Origin of the sequence: Citrobacter sp. Cpo069, assembly GCF_030332785.1 — a bacterium.
Lineage (GTDB): Bacteria > Pseudomonadota > Gammaproteobacteria > Enterobacterales > Enterobacteriaceae > Citrobacter > Citrobacter portucalensis.
Map to the genome: position 1 here is coordinate 195,642 of NZ_JAOWHD010000061.1, position 13,431 is coordinate 209,072.

Consider the following 13,431-nt stretch of genomic DNA (forward strand, 5'->3'; position numbering starts at 1 on the left):
GGAGAGCACAACGTAGGCCGGATAAGGCATCTATGCCGCCATCCGGCAGCGCAAAATCACATGCGCATCCCCACCGCCAGACGGTTAAAGCAGTTCATCAGGCTAATGGCAAATGTCAGGTCGCTAATTTCTTTCGCGCTGAAATGGTCTAGCAGCGGCAGATAAACGTCATCTTCGGCGTGAGTAGTGGCAATCTGGGTGACCGATTCGGCCCACGCCAGCGCCGCACGTTCCTGCTCGCTGAAGTGGTGACTCACCCGCCAGCCTGCCAGTGCGTCCAGTTTGGCCTGCGCAACACCGGATTTGCGCAGTGCTTTACTGTGCATTTCCAGACAAAAGGCGCAGCCGTTGATTTGCGAGACCCGCAGGTAAATCAGTTCCGTCAACGTAGGTTCCAGCGCGCAGTTTTCCAGCGCTTGGCTTGCCTGAACCAGAGCGTTATAGATTTCGGGACTGAGTTCGTAATAGGGCTGGCGTAACATTGTCATGGTATTTCTCCTCGTTTGGATGACCCGCAATGTAGCACTATAATGGACTGCAATAGAGAGCCATATTGTTACCAAAAAAGCAGACCATAAATGCCACGTTATCAGCAAATCGCCCGTCAGTTAAAAAACGCAATTGAGAAAGGTGAACTCAAGCCCGGTACCAGATTGCCCTCCAGCCGGACCTGGGCCCAGGAGCTGGGAGTATCACGCTCGACGGTGGAAAATGCCTATGCAGAGCTGGTGGCGCAGGGCTGGCTCGCGCGGCGTGGGCAGGCAGGAACGTTTGTCAGTGAGCAACTGCGACCAGAAAGGGCGCCTGCATCGCCTGCCATCTTCGCCGGAGAAAATCCCAGACCGCAACCTTTTCAGATGGGATTACCCGCACTCGATCTTTTTCCGCGTGAAGTCTGGGCACGGGTGATGGGACGGCGTTTACGCACCCAAACGCGTTTTGATCTGGCGGTGGGCGATGTATGTGGTGAACGGGTGTTACGCCAGGCAATTGTTGATTATCTGCGCGTTTCACGCAGCATTGAATGCCAGCCAGAGCAGATTTTTATCACTTCAGGCTATGCGGCATCAATGACGTTAATCCTGCGCGCTCTGGCGCATCCCGGTGAGGGAATGTGGGTCGAAGATCCCGGTTTTCCGCTGATCCGGCCCGTGGTGGCTCAAGAACGCATTGAATTGATGCCGGTAGCGGTGGATGCCGATGGTCTGGATGTCAGCGCCGGGATCCTCGACTACCCGCAGGCGCGTTTTGTACTGCTCACTCCCGCACATCAAAGCCCTCTGGGGGTAGCACTGTCTTTGGACCGTCGCCATCAGTTGCTGGAGTGGGCGACTCGTGCGCAGGCGTGGGTAATCGAAGATGACTATGACAGTGAATTTCGTTACCACGGTAAGCCGTTGCCGCCGCTAAAAAGTCTGGATGCGCCTCAGCGGGTGATTTATGCCGGAACGTTCAGCAAATCGATGTTTCCGGCTTTGCGTACGGCATGGCTGGTGGTGCCTCTGACCCAGGTTGAACGCTTTCGCCAACAAGCGGCGCTAACGGCCTGTAGCGTCCCGGTTCTATGGCAGCAAACGCTGGCGGATTTCATGCGAGACGGCCACTTCTGGCGACACTTAAAACGTATGCGACAGCATTATGCCGAACGACGGCAATGGATGGAAAACGCCCTGACCGAACAAGGGTTTAGCGTCATTCCTCAGGAAGGTGGGATTCAACTGGTGATGAGTGTAGACGGAGATGATACTGCGCTGGTGCGCAAAGCGAATCAGGCCGGGTTAGCGGTTCAGGCGCTAAGCCGCTGGCGAATAACGTCAGAAGGAAAGGGGGGAATATTGCTGTCATTTACTAATATCAGCTCGGCGGAAATGGCGCAACAGGCGGCCTACCAACTGAGGTTGGCGCTGACATAAATCTGTACGTTACTTAAGATATTCGTCTCATCGTGTTCACTCGTTTATGGACTTTTCTGAAAGCGTTGCTAATGCTGAATCAGGTAAGGTAAGCCCGCAGTAAAAGATAACGAGGAAAATAATATGTATTTACGACCTGATGAGGTGGCGCGCGTACTTGAAAAAGTGGGCTTTACCGTTGATGTAGTGACGCAGAAAACGTACGGCTATCGGCGTGGCGAAAATTATGTGTATGTTAATCGTGAAGCTCGCATGGGGCGTACCGCATTAATTATCCATCCCACGTTGAAAGAGCGTAGCTCTTCGCTGGCGGAACCGGCAACGGATATTAAAACTTGCGATCATTACCAGCAATTCCCGCTGTATTTAGCCGGAGAGACTCATGAGCATTATGGTATTCCGCACGGCTTTAGCTCGCGTATTGCGCTTGAACGTTATCTGAGCGGGCTGTTTGGCGACGTTAATTCTAACTAATAACGCGACTGGCAGTGCCAGTCGCGAAGAAGCGTGTCAGGCTTTAGCCTGATGATAGCTGCTGACCTTAAACAAGCGGCGGCAATAATCAAGAAAGTAGCCATAGACAGCGCCCATCAGCATTGACACCACGATGTTCGAACTTACTGCAGCCGTAATCTGATGCCAGTCTGCGCCAACCGTCAGTAGAATAATCACATACACCGGCGACTGGAAGGTGACATAAGCCAGCACATCCGCCAGATTTTTTGCCCATCCTGCCTGCGTGGCTTTACGGGCCGCGCGCATGAACAAATCACGATACATGCCGTATGGCCACGCGATCAGTATGTTGACAGGGATAGCGACTAATCTGGAATACAGCGACTGTTCGAAGCTCATTCCAGAAAGGAATATTTCGATCAACATGTTCACGACAGAACAATAAACAACCATCGCGAACGTGTCTGCTACTGCATGACGCAAGCGTGACTGCGGAGAGAACATGTTAATGCTCCTTGTAAAAAGGGGAAAAAAGGTTTTGAATACCTTAGCTGCTAGTGATTTGTCTTGCTGCTTTCGCGTTTTAATAGGATATCTGCCTGGGTAATAACTAGCAACTAGCTGAAAATTTTTATTTATTGTCTTTTTGTCGATAAAATACTCTGTAATGGTTTGTTTTTTGTTCGTTTTGGTGTTTTCGTTGCTGTGTTAACTAAAGTCTTTTTAGATCAAAGAGTTATTGTTGCTTGTTTTTCTGAATTTTTTGCGCTCCTTTTCTGAATGTTGACTGATGTGCAATATGTATACTCGTTGGTTCCACGAGATGCCGTGGCTTGTTTCTTAAGTGACGCGCTGAGATACCTTGCAGGCATATTCAAAGCTGCAATCAGGGTAATAGAATATATTTTCTGGGCGATAGCAGAATGGATGCTATAAATATCAGAGTTGGCTATTTGTTTAATAATAAATGAATAAATTAGACTGGAAATATAATAGTCGGTTGCATACAATATTTAGCGTAATACCGTTTTTATGTTTTACGTTAAAGAGGTTTTGTTAATATGAGTTCAATGTTAAAAAACTTAAATAATATCCGCTCGCTGCGTGCAATGGCTCGTGAATTTTCCGTTGATGTACTGGAAGATATGCTTGAAAAATTCAGGGTAGTGACCAAAGAACGGCGCGATGAAGAAGAACAGCTACAGCGCCAACGTGCAGAACAGCAGGCAAAAATTAATGCCTTGCTGGCGCAGATGCAGGCAGACGGGATCAGCCCGGAGGAGCTGCTGAGCATAACACCTGCGACGGCACGTTCAGTTAAAAAACGCCAACCGCGCCCGGCGAAATATCGTTTTATCGATCTCAATGGTGAAACGAAAACATGGACCGGACAAGGTCGCACACCGAAGCCAATTGCCCAGGCGCTGGCGGCCGGCAAATCTCTTGATGACTTTTTGATCTAATTGCGAAGGCGGTGAGGAGATCTCACCGCTTATTTTCAGCAAACGCCGAAATCACCCTCTTCGGTATATCGCGTGACATCAGCTGCTTTCAGCGTGAATTTATCACCGCTTTCATTACTGGCTTGTACCGCCACAATTTGATCGTCATTGACTTCAACAACCTTCAGTTTTGGACCGCCCATACGCGGTTGAACCAGATCGCCAGGTTTAAACATATTGTTGTGCTCCTTTATTTATCATTTATCGCAGAACTCACCATAGATCACGTCAACCGGCGGGTACAGTGCTGTTTCAATGATTACCGCTTAATGAGTACGTCGGTTCCAGGGCATGATGTCCAGTAATCGCGCCATACCGCAAAAGCCAGTTACACCAGCGAGTATCAGCCCGGCGCCCACAAAACCGCTCAGCAGGAAGAAGGCGCTACTAACGCTATAGCCCAGAATAACGCCGAGTAGGGCAAGGCTGCCTGCGGCTATCTGCACCTGACGCATCAGCGGTAACGGTTGTGAACTGTCTTTCGCCACCGGCAACCCTGCGGCTTTCCAGCCGTCAATTCCACCTTCCAGCAACCAGACCTGCGCGGGCGCGGCGATGGCGCTTAGTTTTGTTGCTGTATTTTGTGTACGTTTGCCTGACTGGCAGTGAAAAATCACCTGCTCGGCGCGTAAATTCGCAGGCAGCGATCCCTGCTCAAGCGCGGGTAATGGCGCCAGATGTGCCTCAGGAATATGCTCGTGCAGATACTCGTCAGCATCGCGGATATCAATCAGTTTTGCACCCTGCGCGACCAGTGTCTGCGCCTCGTGTGGGGGAATCGTCCCAATAGTCATGATGGCTCCTTATGGGCAATACAGTGTTTTTAATGTGGCGATCAGCGAATTCACGGCCGCATTTTTAATGGAGTAGAGGATGCGCTGGGCATCGCGCTGGCTTTCTATCAGACCTTCTTCACGCATACGCGCCAGATGCTGGGAAGTGGCGGAAGGACTAAGGCCGGTAACACGGGCTAACTCACCCGCGCTGGTACCGGGTGAACCACAGAGCATGCACAAAATCAGCAACCGTTTCGGGTTACTCATCGCTTTTAGCAGGGCGGCAGCCTGTTCAGCGCTGGCCTGGAGTTGTTCAAGTTCAGTCATATGTATTTAAGCATTATCTAAATTAAGCGTATTCTAAAATAAGTAACCAACGTACGCCAGCGTAAAGAGCGTAAAGGAGGGTAAAACAGCCGCGGAATACTGGCAGAGTTGGGTAGAATGGCTACTCTTAGAGATAAAATCTCTTTTTAAACAATGATTAATTTTTGCTTGTAGGGAGTGTGCATGGGTTTCTGGAGAATCGTTTTTACTATTATTCTGCCCCCGCTTGGCGTGCTGCTGGGGAAGGGATTCGGCTGGGCATTTATCCTCAATATCGTTCTGACGCTGCTGGGCTACATTCCTGGTTTGATCCACGCCTTCTGGATACAGACGCGTAATTAATTCCTTTCAACTACGGCGCTTTGGCGCCGTTTTCTTTGTGCCCCTTTCTCCTCTGCTACACTTTTGGGTGTTGATTGTTAATTACCGAGGTGGATATGGGACTCTTCAATTTTGTAAAAGATGCAGGTGAAAAACTGTGGGATGCGGTCACTGGAAACCATGACACAGCCGATCTGGCAAAAAAAGTGCAGGAACACCTGAACAAAACCGGCATCCCTGATGCGGATAAAGTGGACGTGCAAATTAACGAAGGCAAAGCCACGGTTTCTGGTGATGGATTAAGTCAGGAAGCAAAAGAAAAAATTCTGATCGCGATTGGTAATATCTCTGGTATCGCCAGCGTAGATGATCAGGTTAAAACCTCTGCACCCGCGAGCGAAAGCCAGTTTTATACCGTGAAATCTGGGGATACCCTGAGCGCTATTGCCAAACAGGTTTACGGTAATGCCAACCTATATAACCAGATATTTGAAGCGAATAAACCAATGCTAAAAAGCCCGGATAAAATCTATCCTGGGCAGGTTTTACGTATTCCGGAACAGTAATGTTATTTAGGCTTATTGCGTCAGTAATTTACCGGACATAGCCTGTTGAATAATCGGAATCGGCGTCAGCAAGTGCTGGCGCATTAATTCGCTGGCGCGCACGGCATCACGTGCCAGAATCGCTTCGGTCAGCGTCTTGTGCTGATCGTGTTTGTCTTCCAGCATTTCAACCGACAGTACCGTTTTACGCAGCCAGATAAACCGGTAGCGCGCCGCCAGAGAAAACAGCCGTTCACGCATTTGCAGCAGATATTGTGAACCACAGCCGGCGACAATCGCCGAGTGAAACGCCTGATGGCGCTGATCCCACTCGTCGAGCATCTGTTCGCTGGCGTCAATGGCTTCAAGCTTACTGAGCATATGCGCGCGCGCCAGAATTTCAGCTTCCCAGGCGTCGTCGCCGCGTTCAATGGCCAGCGCGACCAGCATGGCTTCCATATTGGCGCGGGCATCGAAAATATCGAGCAACTCCTGCTCTGACATCGGGGCAACACGATACCCTTTCTGATTAACCACCGTCACTAACCGCTCGGCAACTAACTGCGAAAGCGCTTCGCGCAGCGGTCCCACGCCTAGATCATAGCGTGAGGTTAGCAGGCTCATACGCAGTTTTTCATCAGGCTGATACACACCGCGGATGATGTCGTTCTTCAGCCAGCGGTATCCATCAATGGCCGTCGGTTGGGGAATGGCGGTCATGGTCATACTCCTGAAAGGATTTCCCGGCCTGCGCCGGGAACAGGTTTAATGCGTATTTTGCAATGGTGCTTTTTGCCACGATAGCAGTTTTTTCCAGCGTGACATAATGGGCACGGTGCAAATAATTCCTATGGCTAACAACCCGGTAGAGATAACTTCCAGCTGTTGGGCCGGACGAAACAGCATGACCACCAGCACAAAGATAATAAACGCGATGACCAGCCAGGTAAGCCACGGATAGAGCCACATTTTCAGTTTAATTTCACCGCCTCGCGCCAGCAGGATTTTGCGCATCCGCAGTTGAGAAACGGCAATGACCAGATACACCAGCAGCGCGATGGCACCGGAGCTGTCGATCAGGAATTTAAATACCTTGGCCGGGGCGTAATAGTTGACGATGACGGTGAGGAACGCAGCACCTGTCGACAGTAATACCGCCACATAAGGTGTTTTGCTGCGGTTCGTTTTACCCATAAAGGCGGGGGCATCGCCACGGCGGCTCAGGGAGTAGAGCATACGCGATGACGTATACAGCGCGGAGTTAAGACAGCTGGTCACCGACAGCAAAATGACGCAGTCCATGATCAATTTCGCGTGCGGGATATGCAGTAGCTCCAGCACCGAGCGGTAAGAACCGACTTCTTTCAGGCCCGGCATGTTCCACGGGATCAGCGCCACCACCACAAAAATTGAGCACAGATAGAAGATAGAGATACGCCAGATAACCGAGTTGGTGGCGCGAACGATATGTTTATCCGGGGTATCGGATTCGGCGGCGGCGATGGTAACTATCTCTGCGCCCATAAAGGAGAACATGGTGATTAACATCGCGCTGATCACGGCGCCAAAACCGTTGGGCATAAAGCCGCCCTGATCCCACAGGCGTGAAACTCCGCTAACCTCGGCATAAGGGTAGAAACCGCTAATCGCCGCCGCACCGAGGGTAATAAACGCCAGAATGGCAACCACTTTGCACAGCGCCAGCCAGAACTCGAATTCACCGTAATTTTTAACGCTCAGCAAGTTACTGCCGGTTAACGCCAGCGTGATAACCAGAGAAAATAGCCAGATAGGAATGCCCGGTACCCAGGAGTGCAGAATGATGGCGGCAATATTCGCTTCCAGAGGGATAACTAACACCCAGAACCACCAGTACAGCCAGCCGATGGTATAACCCGCCCACGGGCCAATGGCCTTATCGGCGTAAGTGGAAAAAGAACCGGTATCCGGGGTGGCAACGGCCATTTCTGCCAGCATGCGCATAATCATCACCACCAGCAATCCGGCGAACAGATAGGCTAATAATACTGCGGGACCGGCTTCTGCAATCGCCACACTTGAACCGACGAACAGACTTGCGCCGATTACCCCGGCAATAGACAGCATGGTGACGTGGCGTGATTTCAGCCCGCCCCCTAAATCATGTGATTGTGACACTTGCCCCATCTTTAAACCTCGTTATTGTTATTGACGTCGCTTCCTGCACCTTACCCGTAGGCCCGGTAAGCGTAGCGCCACCGGGCATCACAACATTGCCGGATGGCAGCGCTTGCGCTTTATCCGGCCTACAATTTCCCGTTTTTATTCGGGGGTTTAACCCTGCTTTGCCTCGGCAAAACACTGGGCGATAATGTCCAGCCCCTGGCGGATTTGCGCATCTTCAATAGTCAGCGGGACAAGAATGCGCAGCACGTTGTAGTAAGGTCCGCAGGAGAGCAGGATCAGTCCTTTCTCGCGTGCACGCGCCACCACTTCCGCAGTCAGTTTGGCGTCTGGTTTCGTGTGGTCGCCGTTTTCGAACAGTTCGATAGCAATCATCGCGCCCAGCCCGCGTACGTCGCCAATCTCGCGATGGGTTTCCGCGATAGCCAGCAGGCCTTCGCGCAGGGTTTGTCCCAGCTCGTTGGCTTTTTGCAACAGATTTTCCTGCTCGAAAATGTTCAGTACCGCCAGCGCGGCGGCGCAGGCAATTGGGTTACCGGCATAGGTACCGCCCAGGCCGCCCGGTGGGATTGCGTCCATGACTTCGGCGCGTCCGGTCACGCCCGCCAGCGGGAAGCCTCCGGCGATGGATTTGGCGAAGGTGGTGAGATCGGGTGCAACGCCCATCTGCTCCATGGCAAACAGTGTACCGGTACGGCCCGCACCGCTCTGTACTTCATCGGCAATCAGCATGATCCCGTGTTCGTCACAAATGGCGCGCAGCCGTTGCATAAAGGAAGGAGAGGCCGCGTAAAAGCCACCTTCGCCCTGAACGGGTTCAATCACGATGGCGGCGACGTCTTCTGGCGCGGCATCGTTTTTGAAAATACGGTGAATGCTGGCGATAGCATCATCTTCACTGATGCCGTGCAGCGGGCAAGGATAAAGCGCGCGATACACGTGGCCCGGCATCAGCCCCATTCCGGCGGAGTACGGATTGACTTTCCCGGTCAGTGACAGGGTGTAGTGGGTACGACCGTGGTAAGCGCCGCTAAAGGCGATAGTCCCCGTACGCTTGGTGGCGGCGCGGGCGATTTTCACCGCGTTTTCTACCGCTTCAGAACCGGTGGTCACCAGCAGGGTTTTCTTGGCGAAATCACCCGGCACTTTCTTATTCATGATTTCACACAGCTCCAGGTACGGCTCATAGGCCAGCACCTGGAAACAGGTATGGGACAGCTTTTTCAACTGCGCTTCTACCGCAGAGACGATCTGCGGGTGCAGGTGGCCGGTGTTCAGCACCGCGATACCGCCAGCAAAGTCGAGGAATTCCCGGCCTTCAACGTCCCAGACCCGACAGTTTTCTGCCCGCTCGGCAAAAATAGGGTGGATCTGGCCTACGCCACGGGGAACGGCGTTGCTGCGACGTTGCATAAGTTCTTTGTTGGTGCTCATCAGGTGTTCTCCAGTATTTGTTTTATTAAAGGCCGATGCACATATATTTGATTTCTAAGTAGTCTTCGATGCCGTATTTCGATCCTTCACGGCCAAGACCGGAGGCTTTTATCCCCCCAAACGGGGCGACTTCGTTGGAGATAATGCCGGTGTTAATCCCGACGATGCCGTACTCCAGCGCTTCGCCAACGCGGAAGACGCGGCTTAAATCACGGGCGTAGAAATAGGCGGCCAGACCAAACTCGGTGTCGTTGGCCTGAGCGATGACGTCAGCTTCGTCTTTAAAACGAAACAGCGGAGCCAGCGGGCCGAAGGTTTCTTCTTTGGCGACCTTCGCGTTATCAGGCACATCTACCAGAATGGTGGGCTGGAAGAAGTTACCGCCGAGTGCATGAGGTTTACCGCCCGCGATAATGCGTGCGCCTTTATCCAGAGCGTCGGCGATGTGTTCCTGCACTTTGGCAACCGCTTTCTCGTCGATCAGCGGTCCGGTGGTGACGTCAGGTTGCAGACCATCGCCGAGATGCAGCTTGCTCACCGCCTGCTGGAGTTTTTCGGCAAAACGCTCATACACGCCGTCCTGCACGTACAGGCGATTGGCGCAGACGCAGGTTTGCCCGGCGTTACGGAACTTCGATGCCAGCGCACCTTCCACGGCTTTATCGAGATCGGCATCGTCAAAGACGATAAACGGCGCATTGCCGCCCAGCTCCAGCGATACCTTTTTGATGTCTTTGGCACACTGCTGCATTAACTGACGGCCAATTTCGGTCGAGCCGGTAAATGACAGCTTGCGCACCAGCGGGTTGCCGGTCAGCTCGTTACCTACCGCGCTCGCAGAGCCGGTCACCACGCTGAAAACGCCAGCCGGGATCCCGGCGCGATTAGCCAGTTCTGCCAGCGCCAGTGCGGAGTAAGGGGTCTGGCTGGCGGGTTTAAGCACCATCGTACAGCCTGCTGCCAGCGCCGGACCGGCTTTACGGGTGATCATCGCTGAGGGGAAGTTCCACGGCGTAATCGCGGCGGTAACGCCGATCGGCTGCTTGATGACGATCAGACGCTTATCGGCCTGATGGCCAGGGATCGTATCGCCATAGATGCGTTTGCCCTCTTCGGCAAACCACTCAATAAATGAGGCGGCATAGGTGATTTCGCCTTTGGCCTCCGCCAGCGGTTTACCCTGTTCCAGGGTCATCAGGCGGGCGAGATCGTCCTGATGCTCAATCATCAGGTTGAACCAGCGGCGCAGGATATTGGCTCGCTCTTTGGCGGTCAGCGCACGCCAGGCCGGCAGGGCGCGGTTAGCGGCGTTAATCGCTTCGCGGGTTTCATCTGCCCCCATTTTAGGTACGCTACCCAATTGCTGACCGTTGGCGGGATTGGTCACCGCGATGGTCTCGCCGCTGTTGGCGTCACGCCAGTTGCCGTCGATCAGTGCCTGCTGGCGAAATAATGTTGGATCGTTAAGTTGCATGATTGCTTCCTGTCTTAATCGGTTTAACGGGTAAATGCGGCGTGTAATGTCTCCACGCTACGTGCCGCACGCAGCGTGCGTCCGGGGTTACTCTGGTTCTCCAGCAGCGCATGAACTTTGCTGACAATATGTGCGCCGATAGGGATTGCCGACGTTGCTGCCGGAGAAGGGGCGTTACAGGTGTGAATTGAGCGTGGCGTGGTGACAAACAGAAAATCGTCGATAAGCTTGCCATCAGGTGACACCGCCTGTGCCCGTACGCCCGCAGGCCAAGGTTGCAGATCCTTAAGCGTCAGGCTCGGGCAGTACTTTTGTACCAGCCGCAGATAACCGCTTTTGCACAGCGAATTCTTCATTTCACCAAGCCCTGAGCGCAGGTTGTTTTGCAGCACGCGGCGAATACCAGAAGAGCCGAGGATCTCCAGCGTATCGCTGAGCGAGAAGTCACGTTTACGATAGCCTTCACGTTTAAATGCCAGTACCGCGTTGGGGCCGACGGTGACGCTGCCGTCAATCATCCGGGTCAGATGAACGCCGAGAAACGGCATCGCCGGGTCGGGGATGGGGTAGATCAAATGGTTAACTATCTGATTATGTTCTGGCGCCAGGCGGAAATATTCGCCCCGGAACGGACAGATGATAAAGCCAGGTTCAACGCCGAGCATTTTTACCAGTCGGTCCGCCATCAGGCCAGAACAGCTAATCAGCGTCGCGCCTTCATATTCCTGGCCCTGACGGGTACGGACAATTACGCCCGCAGCATGCTCTTTCAGCGTGCTGACCTCGGCGTTGTAAATAATTTCACCGCCTTTGGCCTGGAAAATCTTCGCCATCGCGGCGGTGACTTCGCGGTAGCTGACAATCCCGCTCGACGGGACAAAAATGCCGCCCAGTCCGGTGATATTGGGTTCACGCTCGCGAAGTTCCTGCGCATTTAGCCATTCGCGCTCCAGACCGTTAGCGGCGGTGCGATCCCAAAGCGCGCGCATGCGCTCCATTTCCAGAGCGGAGGTGGCAACCAGCATTTTTCCGCAGACGTCGTAGCGGATGCCATTTTGGTCGCAAAAGGCTTTTGTGGCGCGATTTCCGGCCAGGCAAAACTGTGCCTTCAGGCTGCCGGGGGTGTAATAGACCCCGGCATGAATGACGCCGCTGTTGTGGCCCGTCTGGTGGCAGGCCGGGCCGGACTCTTTTTCCAGTAGCGCGATTTTGGCGTCCGGATAGACATCAATCAGCTGCATGGCGGTCGACATGCCGATAATGCCGCCGCCAATAATCACAAAATCATACATCCGCTTTTCCTTCGCGCTTACTGATGGGTCTGGTAGTGGTTGGTCGCGTACGCAAAATAACCACGTTGGCGCATCAGTTCGCGGCGCAAGTCCGGATGCGAAGTGAAACGATCGCGCCCGTGCAGCCAGAACAGGTTGTTGATCAGCAGGAATTTACCCACTGAAACCGGAACGGAAATAATGCTCTTGCTGGTTTCCAGCGCATCGGACAGGTCACTCAGCCAGACGCCTTCTTCATAGTCTTTTGGCTGGACGAACTGGTCGATGTAGCGCATTACCGGGCGGCCCTGCTGGTCAACGTCAAATACCGGATGGAACACTTCCTGACTGACGTTTTTGCTTGGCGGTGCGGCAAAGCGCATGGCGCGACGTGCCAGAGGATGGGTAAAGTACTGATCCAGATGCTCCCAGTCGTCGAGGTGCAGCAGCAGCGAGTTACCGCCGGTCATGTTCTGCTCGTCGATCTTCATCATCAGCACGTAATCGGTGATTTCTTCGAGGTAGGTTCCGTCGTTGTGCAATTCCATTACTCGGTGAGGCTGGCGCAGATAGCTGTCTGAGTTATCGACGTTTTTCACCACAAAACGTGCGTAATATTGACCGCTCATCGCATCAAAATTAGAGCGTCCGATGAGGTGCGCTACCGCCGTTGCCAGCTTGACCATCTCTTCCGCCTGCGCCACGTCGTCTACGCCAACGGCATTGATTAGCAGTGCGCCTTCGGCACGATCGAGCAGGGTTTTCAGCAGCAGGGGCTGTAACTGATTGCCGCACAGGTCGTCGAGGATCTTGCCCACTTTGAAGCGCAAGAAGGATTTGTATTCCAGCGCCTGAACCGGCCACTGCGCGACGGTCTGCAGAAATTGCTCAGTGGTCTCAGCAGAAAAAGTCAGCTCCAGCAGGCGTGGGGATTGGGCTGACGGTTTCAGCGTGAAACCGCTGTAGTGCTGGGCTGGATCTTCAGCGTTCGGTTTTACGGCAGTCAGTGCGTTCATCAAATCGTTCCTCTCAGTAGATTGTCAGGGAGATATGGCGCAGCTCGTTTCGTAGCCATAAATTAAAAATATCTACATTTTTGAAAAACGCGCACAGAATGAGCTTGTTTGTTTATTATTTGTGATCAAAAGCAACAATTATTTAACATTATAAAGGATATGGGTTAATGCGGGGGGATAGATAAAGTATTTTAAAACAGTGGGTTAATCACGCTGCCGTTGGTGATGTGTCA

The 13,431-nt window shown here is 52.9% G+C and carries 16 protein-coding genes; 5 read left to right on the forward strand and 11 right to left on the reverse strand.

Going from position 1 to position 13,431, the window contains the following annotated elements; genetic code table 11:
- Positions 1 to 56: 56 nt before the first annotated feature.
- Complete coding sequence (locus OGY08_RS21235) at positions 57 to 488, reverse strand: carboxymuconolactone decarboxylase family protein (RefSeq protein ID WP_003825991.1); 432 nt, start codon at positions 486 to 488, stop codon at positions 57 to 59.
- Positions 489 to 578: 90 nt separating this feature from the next.
- On the opposite strand from OGY08_RS21235, the gene pdxR reads away from it, so the two are divergent.
- Positions 579 to 1,913 carry a MocR-like pyridoxine biosynthesis transcription factor PdxR gene (gene pdxR / locus OGY08_RS21240; protein ID WP_125363102.1) on the forward strand — a complete coding sequence of 445 codons (1,335 nt, stop codon included), beginning with the start codon at positions 579 to 581 and terminating at the stop codon, positions 1,911 to 1,913.
- A 123-nt stretch (positions 1,914 to 2,036) separates the two neighbouring features.
- The gene (locus OGY08_RS21245; protein ID WP_003037262.1) at positions 2,037 to 2,387 is read left to right on the forward strand and encodes a DUF2002 family protein; all 351 of its coding nucleotides are present in this window, start codon (positions 2,037 to 2,039) and stop codon (positions 2,385 to 2,387) included.
- Between the two features lie 36 nt (positions 2,388 to 2,423).
- On the opposite strand, the gene alaE is transcribed toward OGY08_RS21245, so the two are convergent.
- Positions 2,424 to 2,873 carry an L-alanine exporter AlaE gene (gene alaE / locus OGY08_RS21250; protein ID WP_003037259.1) on the reverse strand — a complete coding sequence of 150 codons (450 nt, stop codon included), beginning with the start codon at positions 2,871 to 2,873 and terminating at the stop codon, positions 2,424 to 2,426.
- A gap of 557 nt (positions 2,874 to 3,430) precedes the next feature.
- Between alaE and stpA the strand changes: the two genes are divergently transcribed.
- Positions 3,431 to 3,832, forward strand: a complete 402-nt coding sequence (gene stpA / locus OGY08_RS21255) for a DNA-binding protein StpA (protein ID WP_008785604.1) — start codon at positions 3,431 to 3,433, stop codon at positions 3,830 to 3,832.
- Between the two features lie 35 nt (positions 3,833 to 3,867).
- On the opposite strand, the gene OGY08_RS21260 is transcribed toward stpA, so the two are convergent.
- From OGY08_RS21260 to OGY08_RS21270, 3 genes are all read right to left on the reverse strand, one after another.
- Positions 3,868 to 4,047 (reverse strand): GDFGVC terminal motif YodC-like protein, encoded by a 180-nt coding sequence (locus OGY08_RS21260; protein WP_003825999.1) that lies wholly within the window; start codon positions 4,045 to 4,047, stop codon positions 3,868 to 3,870.
- A 90-nt stretch (positions 4,048 to 4,137) separates the two neighbouring features.
- Complete coding sequence (locus OGY08_RS21265) at positions 4,138 to 4,665, reverse strand: rhodanese family protein (protein WP_125363101.1); 528 nt, start codon at positions 4,663 to 4,665, stop codon at positions 4,138 to 4,140.
- A 9-nt stretch (positions 4,666 to 4,674) separates the two neighbouring features.
- Positions 4,675 to 4,974: an ArsR/SmtB family transcription factor gene (locus tag OGY08_RS21270; RefSeq protein ID WP_003037247.1), complete on the reverse strand. Its 300-nt coding sequence runs from the start codon at positions 4,972 to 4,974 to the stop codon at positions 4,675 to 4,677.
- 183 nt (positions 4,975 to 5,157) lie between these two features.
- On the opposite strand from OGY08_RS21270, the gene OGY08_RS21275 reads away from it, so the two are divergent.
- Both OGY08_RS21275 and lysM read left to right on the forward strand, forming a co-directional pair.
- Complete coding sequence (locus OGY08_RS21275; RefSeq protein ID WP_003037242.1) at positions 5,158 to 5,316, forward strand: YqaE/Pmp3 family membrane protein; 159 nt, start codon at positions 5,158 to 5,160, stop codon at positions 5,314 to 5,316.
- 95 nt (positions 5,317 to 5,411) lie between these two features.
- Positions 5,412 to 5,861 carry a peptidoglycan-binding protein LysM gene (lysM, locus tag OGY08_RS21280; protein WP_003037241.1) on the forward strand — a complete coding sequence of 150 codons (450 nt, stop codon included), beginning with the start codon at positions 5,412 to 5,414 and terminating at the stop codon, positions 5,859 to 5,861.
- Positions 5,862 to 5,873: 12 nt separating this feature from the next.
- Here the strand turns inward: lysM and csiR are convergent, their stop codons facing one another.
- The 6 genes from csiR to glaH form a co-directional block, all read right to left on the reverse strand.
- Entirely contained in the window at positions 5,874 to 6,560 is a 687-nt protein-coding gene (gene csiR / locus OGY08_RS21285; protein WP_125363100.1) for a DNA-binding transcriptional regulator CsiR, read from the reverse strand.
- Between the two features lie 45 nt (positions 6,561 to 6,605).
- Positions 6,606 to 8,006, reverse strand: a complete 1,401-nt coding sequence (gabP, locus tag OGY08_RS21290) for a GABA permease (RefSeq protein ID WP_032944690.1) — start codon at positions 8,004 to 8,006, stop codon at positions 6,606 to 6,608.
- A gap of 147 nt (positions 8,007 to 8,153) precedes the next feature.
- Complete coding sequence (gabT, locus tag OGY08_RS21295) at positions 8,154 to 9,437, reverse strand: 4-aminobutyrate--2-oxoglutarate transaminase (protein WP_008785600.1); 1,284 nt, start codon at positions 9,435 to 9,437, stop codon at positions 8,154 to 8,156.
- Between the two features lie 25 nt (positions 9,438 to 9,462).
- Positions 9,463 to 10,911 carry an NADP-dependent succinate-semialdehyde dehydrogenase gene (gene gabD / locus OGY08_RS21300; RefSeq protein ID WP_032944689.1) on the reverse strand — a complete coding sequence of 483 codons (1,449 nt, stop codon included), beginning with the start codon at positions 10,909 to 10,911 and terminating at the stop codon, positions 9,463 to 9,465.
- A gap of 23 nt (positions 10,912 to 10,934) precedes the next feature.
- Positions 10,935 to 12,203 (reverse strand): L-2-hydroxyglutarate dehydrogenase, encoded by a 1,269-nt coding sequence (lhgD, locus tag OGY08_RS21305; protein ID WP_125363099.1) that lies wholly within the window; start codon positions 12,201 to 12,203, stop codon positions 10,935 to 10,937.
- 17 nt (positions 12,204 to 12,220) lie between these two features.
- A complete protein-coding gene (gene glaH / locus OGY08_RS21310) occupies positions 12,221 to 13,198 on the reverse strand; it encodes a glutarate dioxygenase GlaH (RefSeq protein WP_125363098.1) in 978 nt (325 codons plus the stop codon).
- Positions 13,199 to 13,431: the final 233 nt, after the last annotated feature.

Bases quoted from the DNA above. Each gene is read 5' to 3' on its own strand.
- OGY08_RS21235 (WP_003825991.1), bottom strand. From the start codon at position 488: ATGACAATGTTACGCCAGCCCTATTACGAACTCAGTCCCGAAATCTAT.
- pdxR (WP_125363102.1), top strand. From the start codon at position 579: ATGCCACGTTATCAGCAAATCGCCCGTCAGTTAAAAAACGCAATTGAG.
- OGY08_RS21245 (WP_003037262.1), top strand. From the start codon at position 2,037: ATGTATTTACGACCTGATGAGGTGGCGCGCGTACTTGAAAAAGTGGGC.
- alaE (WP_003037259.1), bottom strand. From the start codon at position 2,873: ATGTTCTCTCCGCAGTCACGCTTGCGTCATGCAGTAGCAGACACGTTC.
- stpA (WP_008785604.1), top strand. From the start codon at position 3,431: ATGAGTTCAATGTTAAAAAACTTAAATAATATCCGCTCGCTGCGTGCA.
- OGY08_RS21260 (WP_003825999.1), bottom strand. From the start codon at position 4,047: ATGTTTAAACCTGGCGATCTGGTTCAACCGCGTATGGGCGGTCCAAAA.
- OGY08_RS21265 (WP_125363101.1), bottom strand. From the start codon at position 4,665: ATGACTATTGGGACGATTCCCCCACACGAGGCGCAGACACTGGTCGCG.
- OGY08_RS21270 (WP_003037247.1), bottom strand. From the start codon at position 4,974: ATGACTGAACTTGAACAACTCCAGGCCAGCGCTGAACAGGCTGCCGCC.
- OGY08_RS21275 (WP_003037242.1), top strand. From the start codon at position 5,158: ATGGGTTTCTGGAGAATCGTTTTTACTATTATTCTGCCCCCGCTTGGC.
- lysM (WP_003037241.1), top strand. From the start codon at position 5,412: ATGGGACTCTTCAATTTTGTAAAAGATGCAGGTGAAAAACTGTGGGAT.
- csiR (WP_125363100.1), bottom strand. From the start codon at position 6,560: ATGACCGCCATTCCCCAACCGACGGCCATTGATGGATACCGCTGGCTG.
- gabP (WP_032944690.1), bottom strand. From the start codon at position 8,006: ATGGGGCAAGTGTCACAATCACATGATTTAGGGGGCGGGCTGAAATCA.
- gabT (WP_008785600.1), bottom strand. From the start codon at position 9,437: ATGAGCACCAACAAAGAACTTATGCAACGTCGCAGCAACGCCGTTCCC.
- gabD (WP_032944689.1), bottom strand. From the start codon at position 10,911: ATGCAACTTAACGATCCAACATTATTTCGCCAGCAGGCACTGATCGAC.
- lhgD (WP_125363099.1), bottom strand. From the start codon at position 12,203: ATGTATGATTTTGTGATTATTGGCGGCGGCATTATCGGCATGTCGACC.
- glaH (WP_125363098.1), bottom strand. From the start codon at position 13,198: ATGAACGCACTGACTGCCGTAAAACCGAACGCTGAAGATCCAGCCCAG.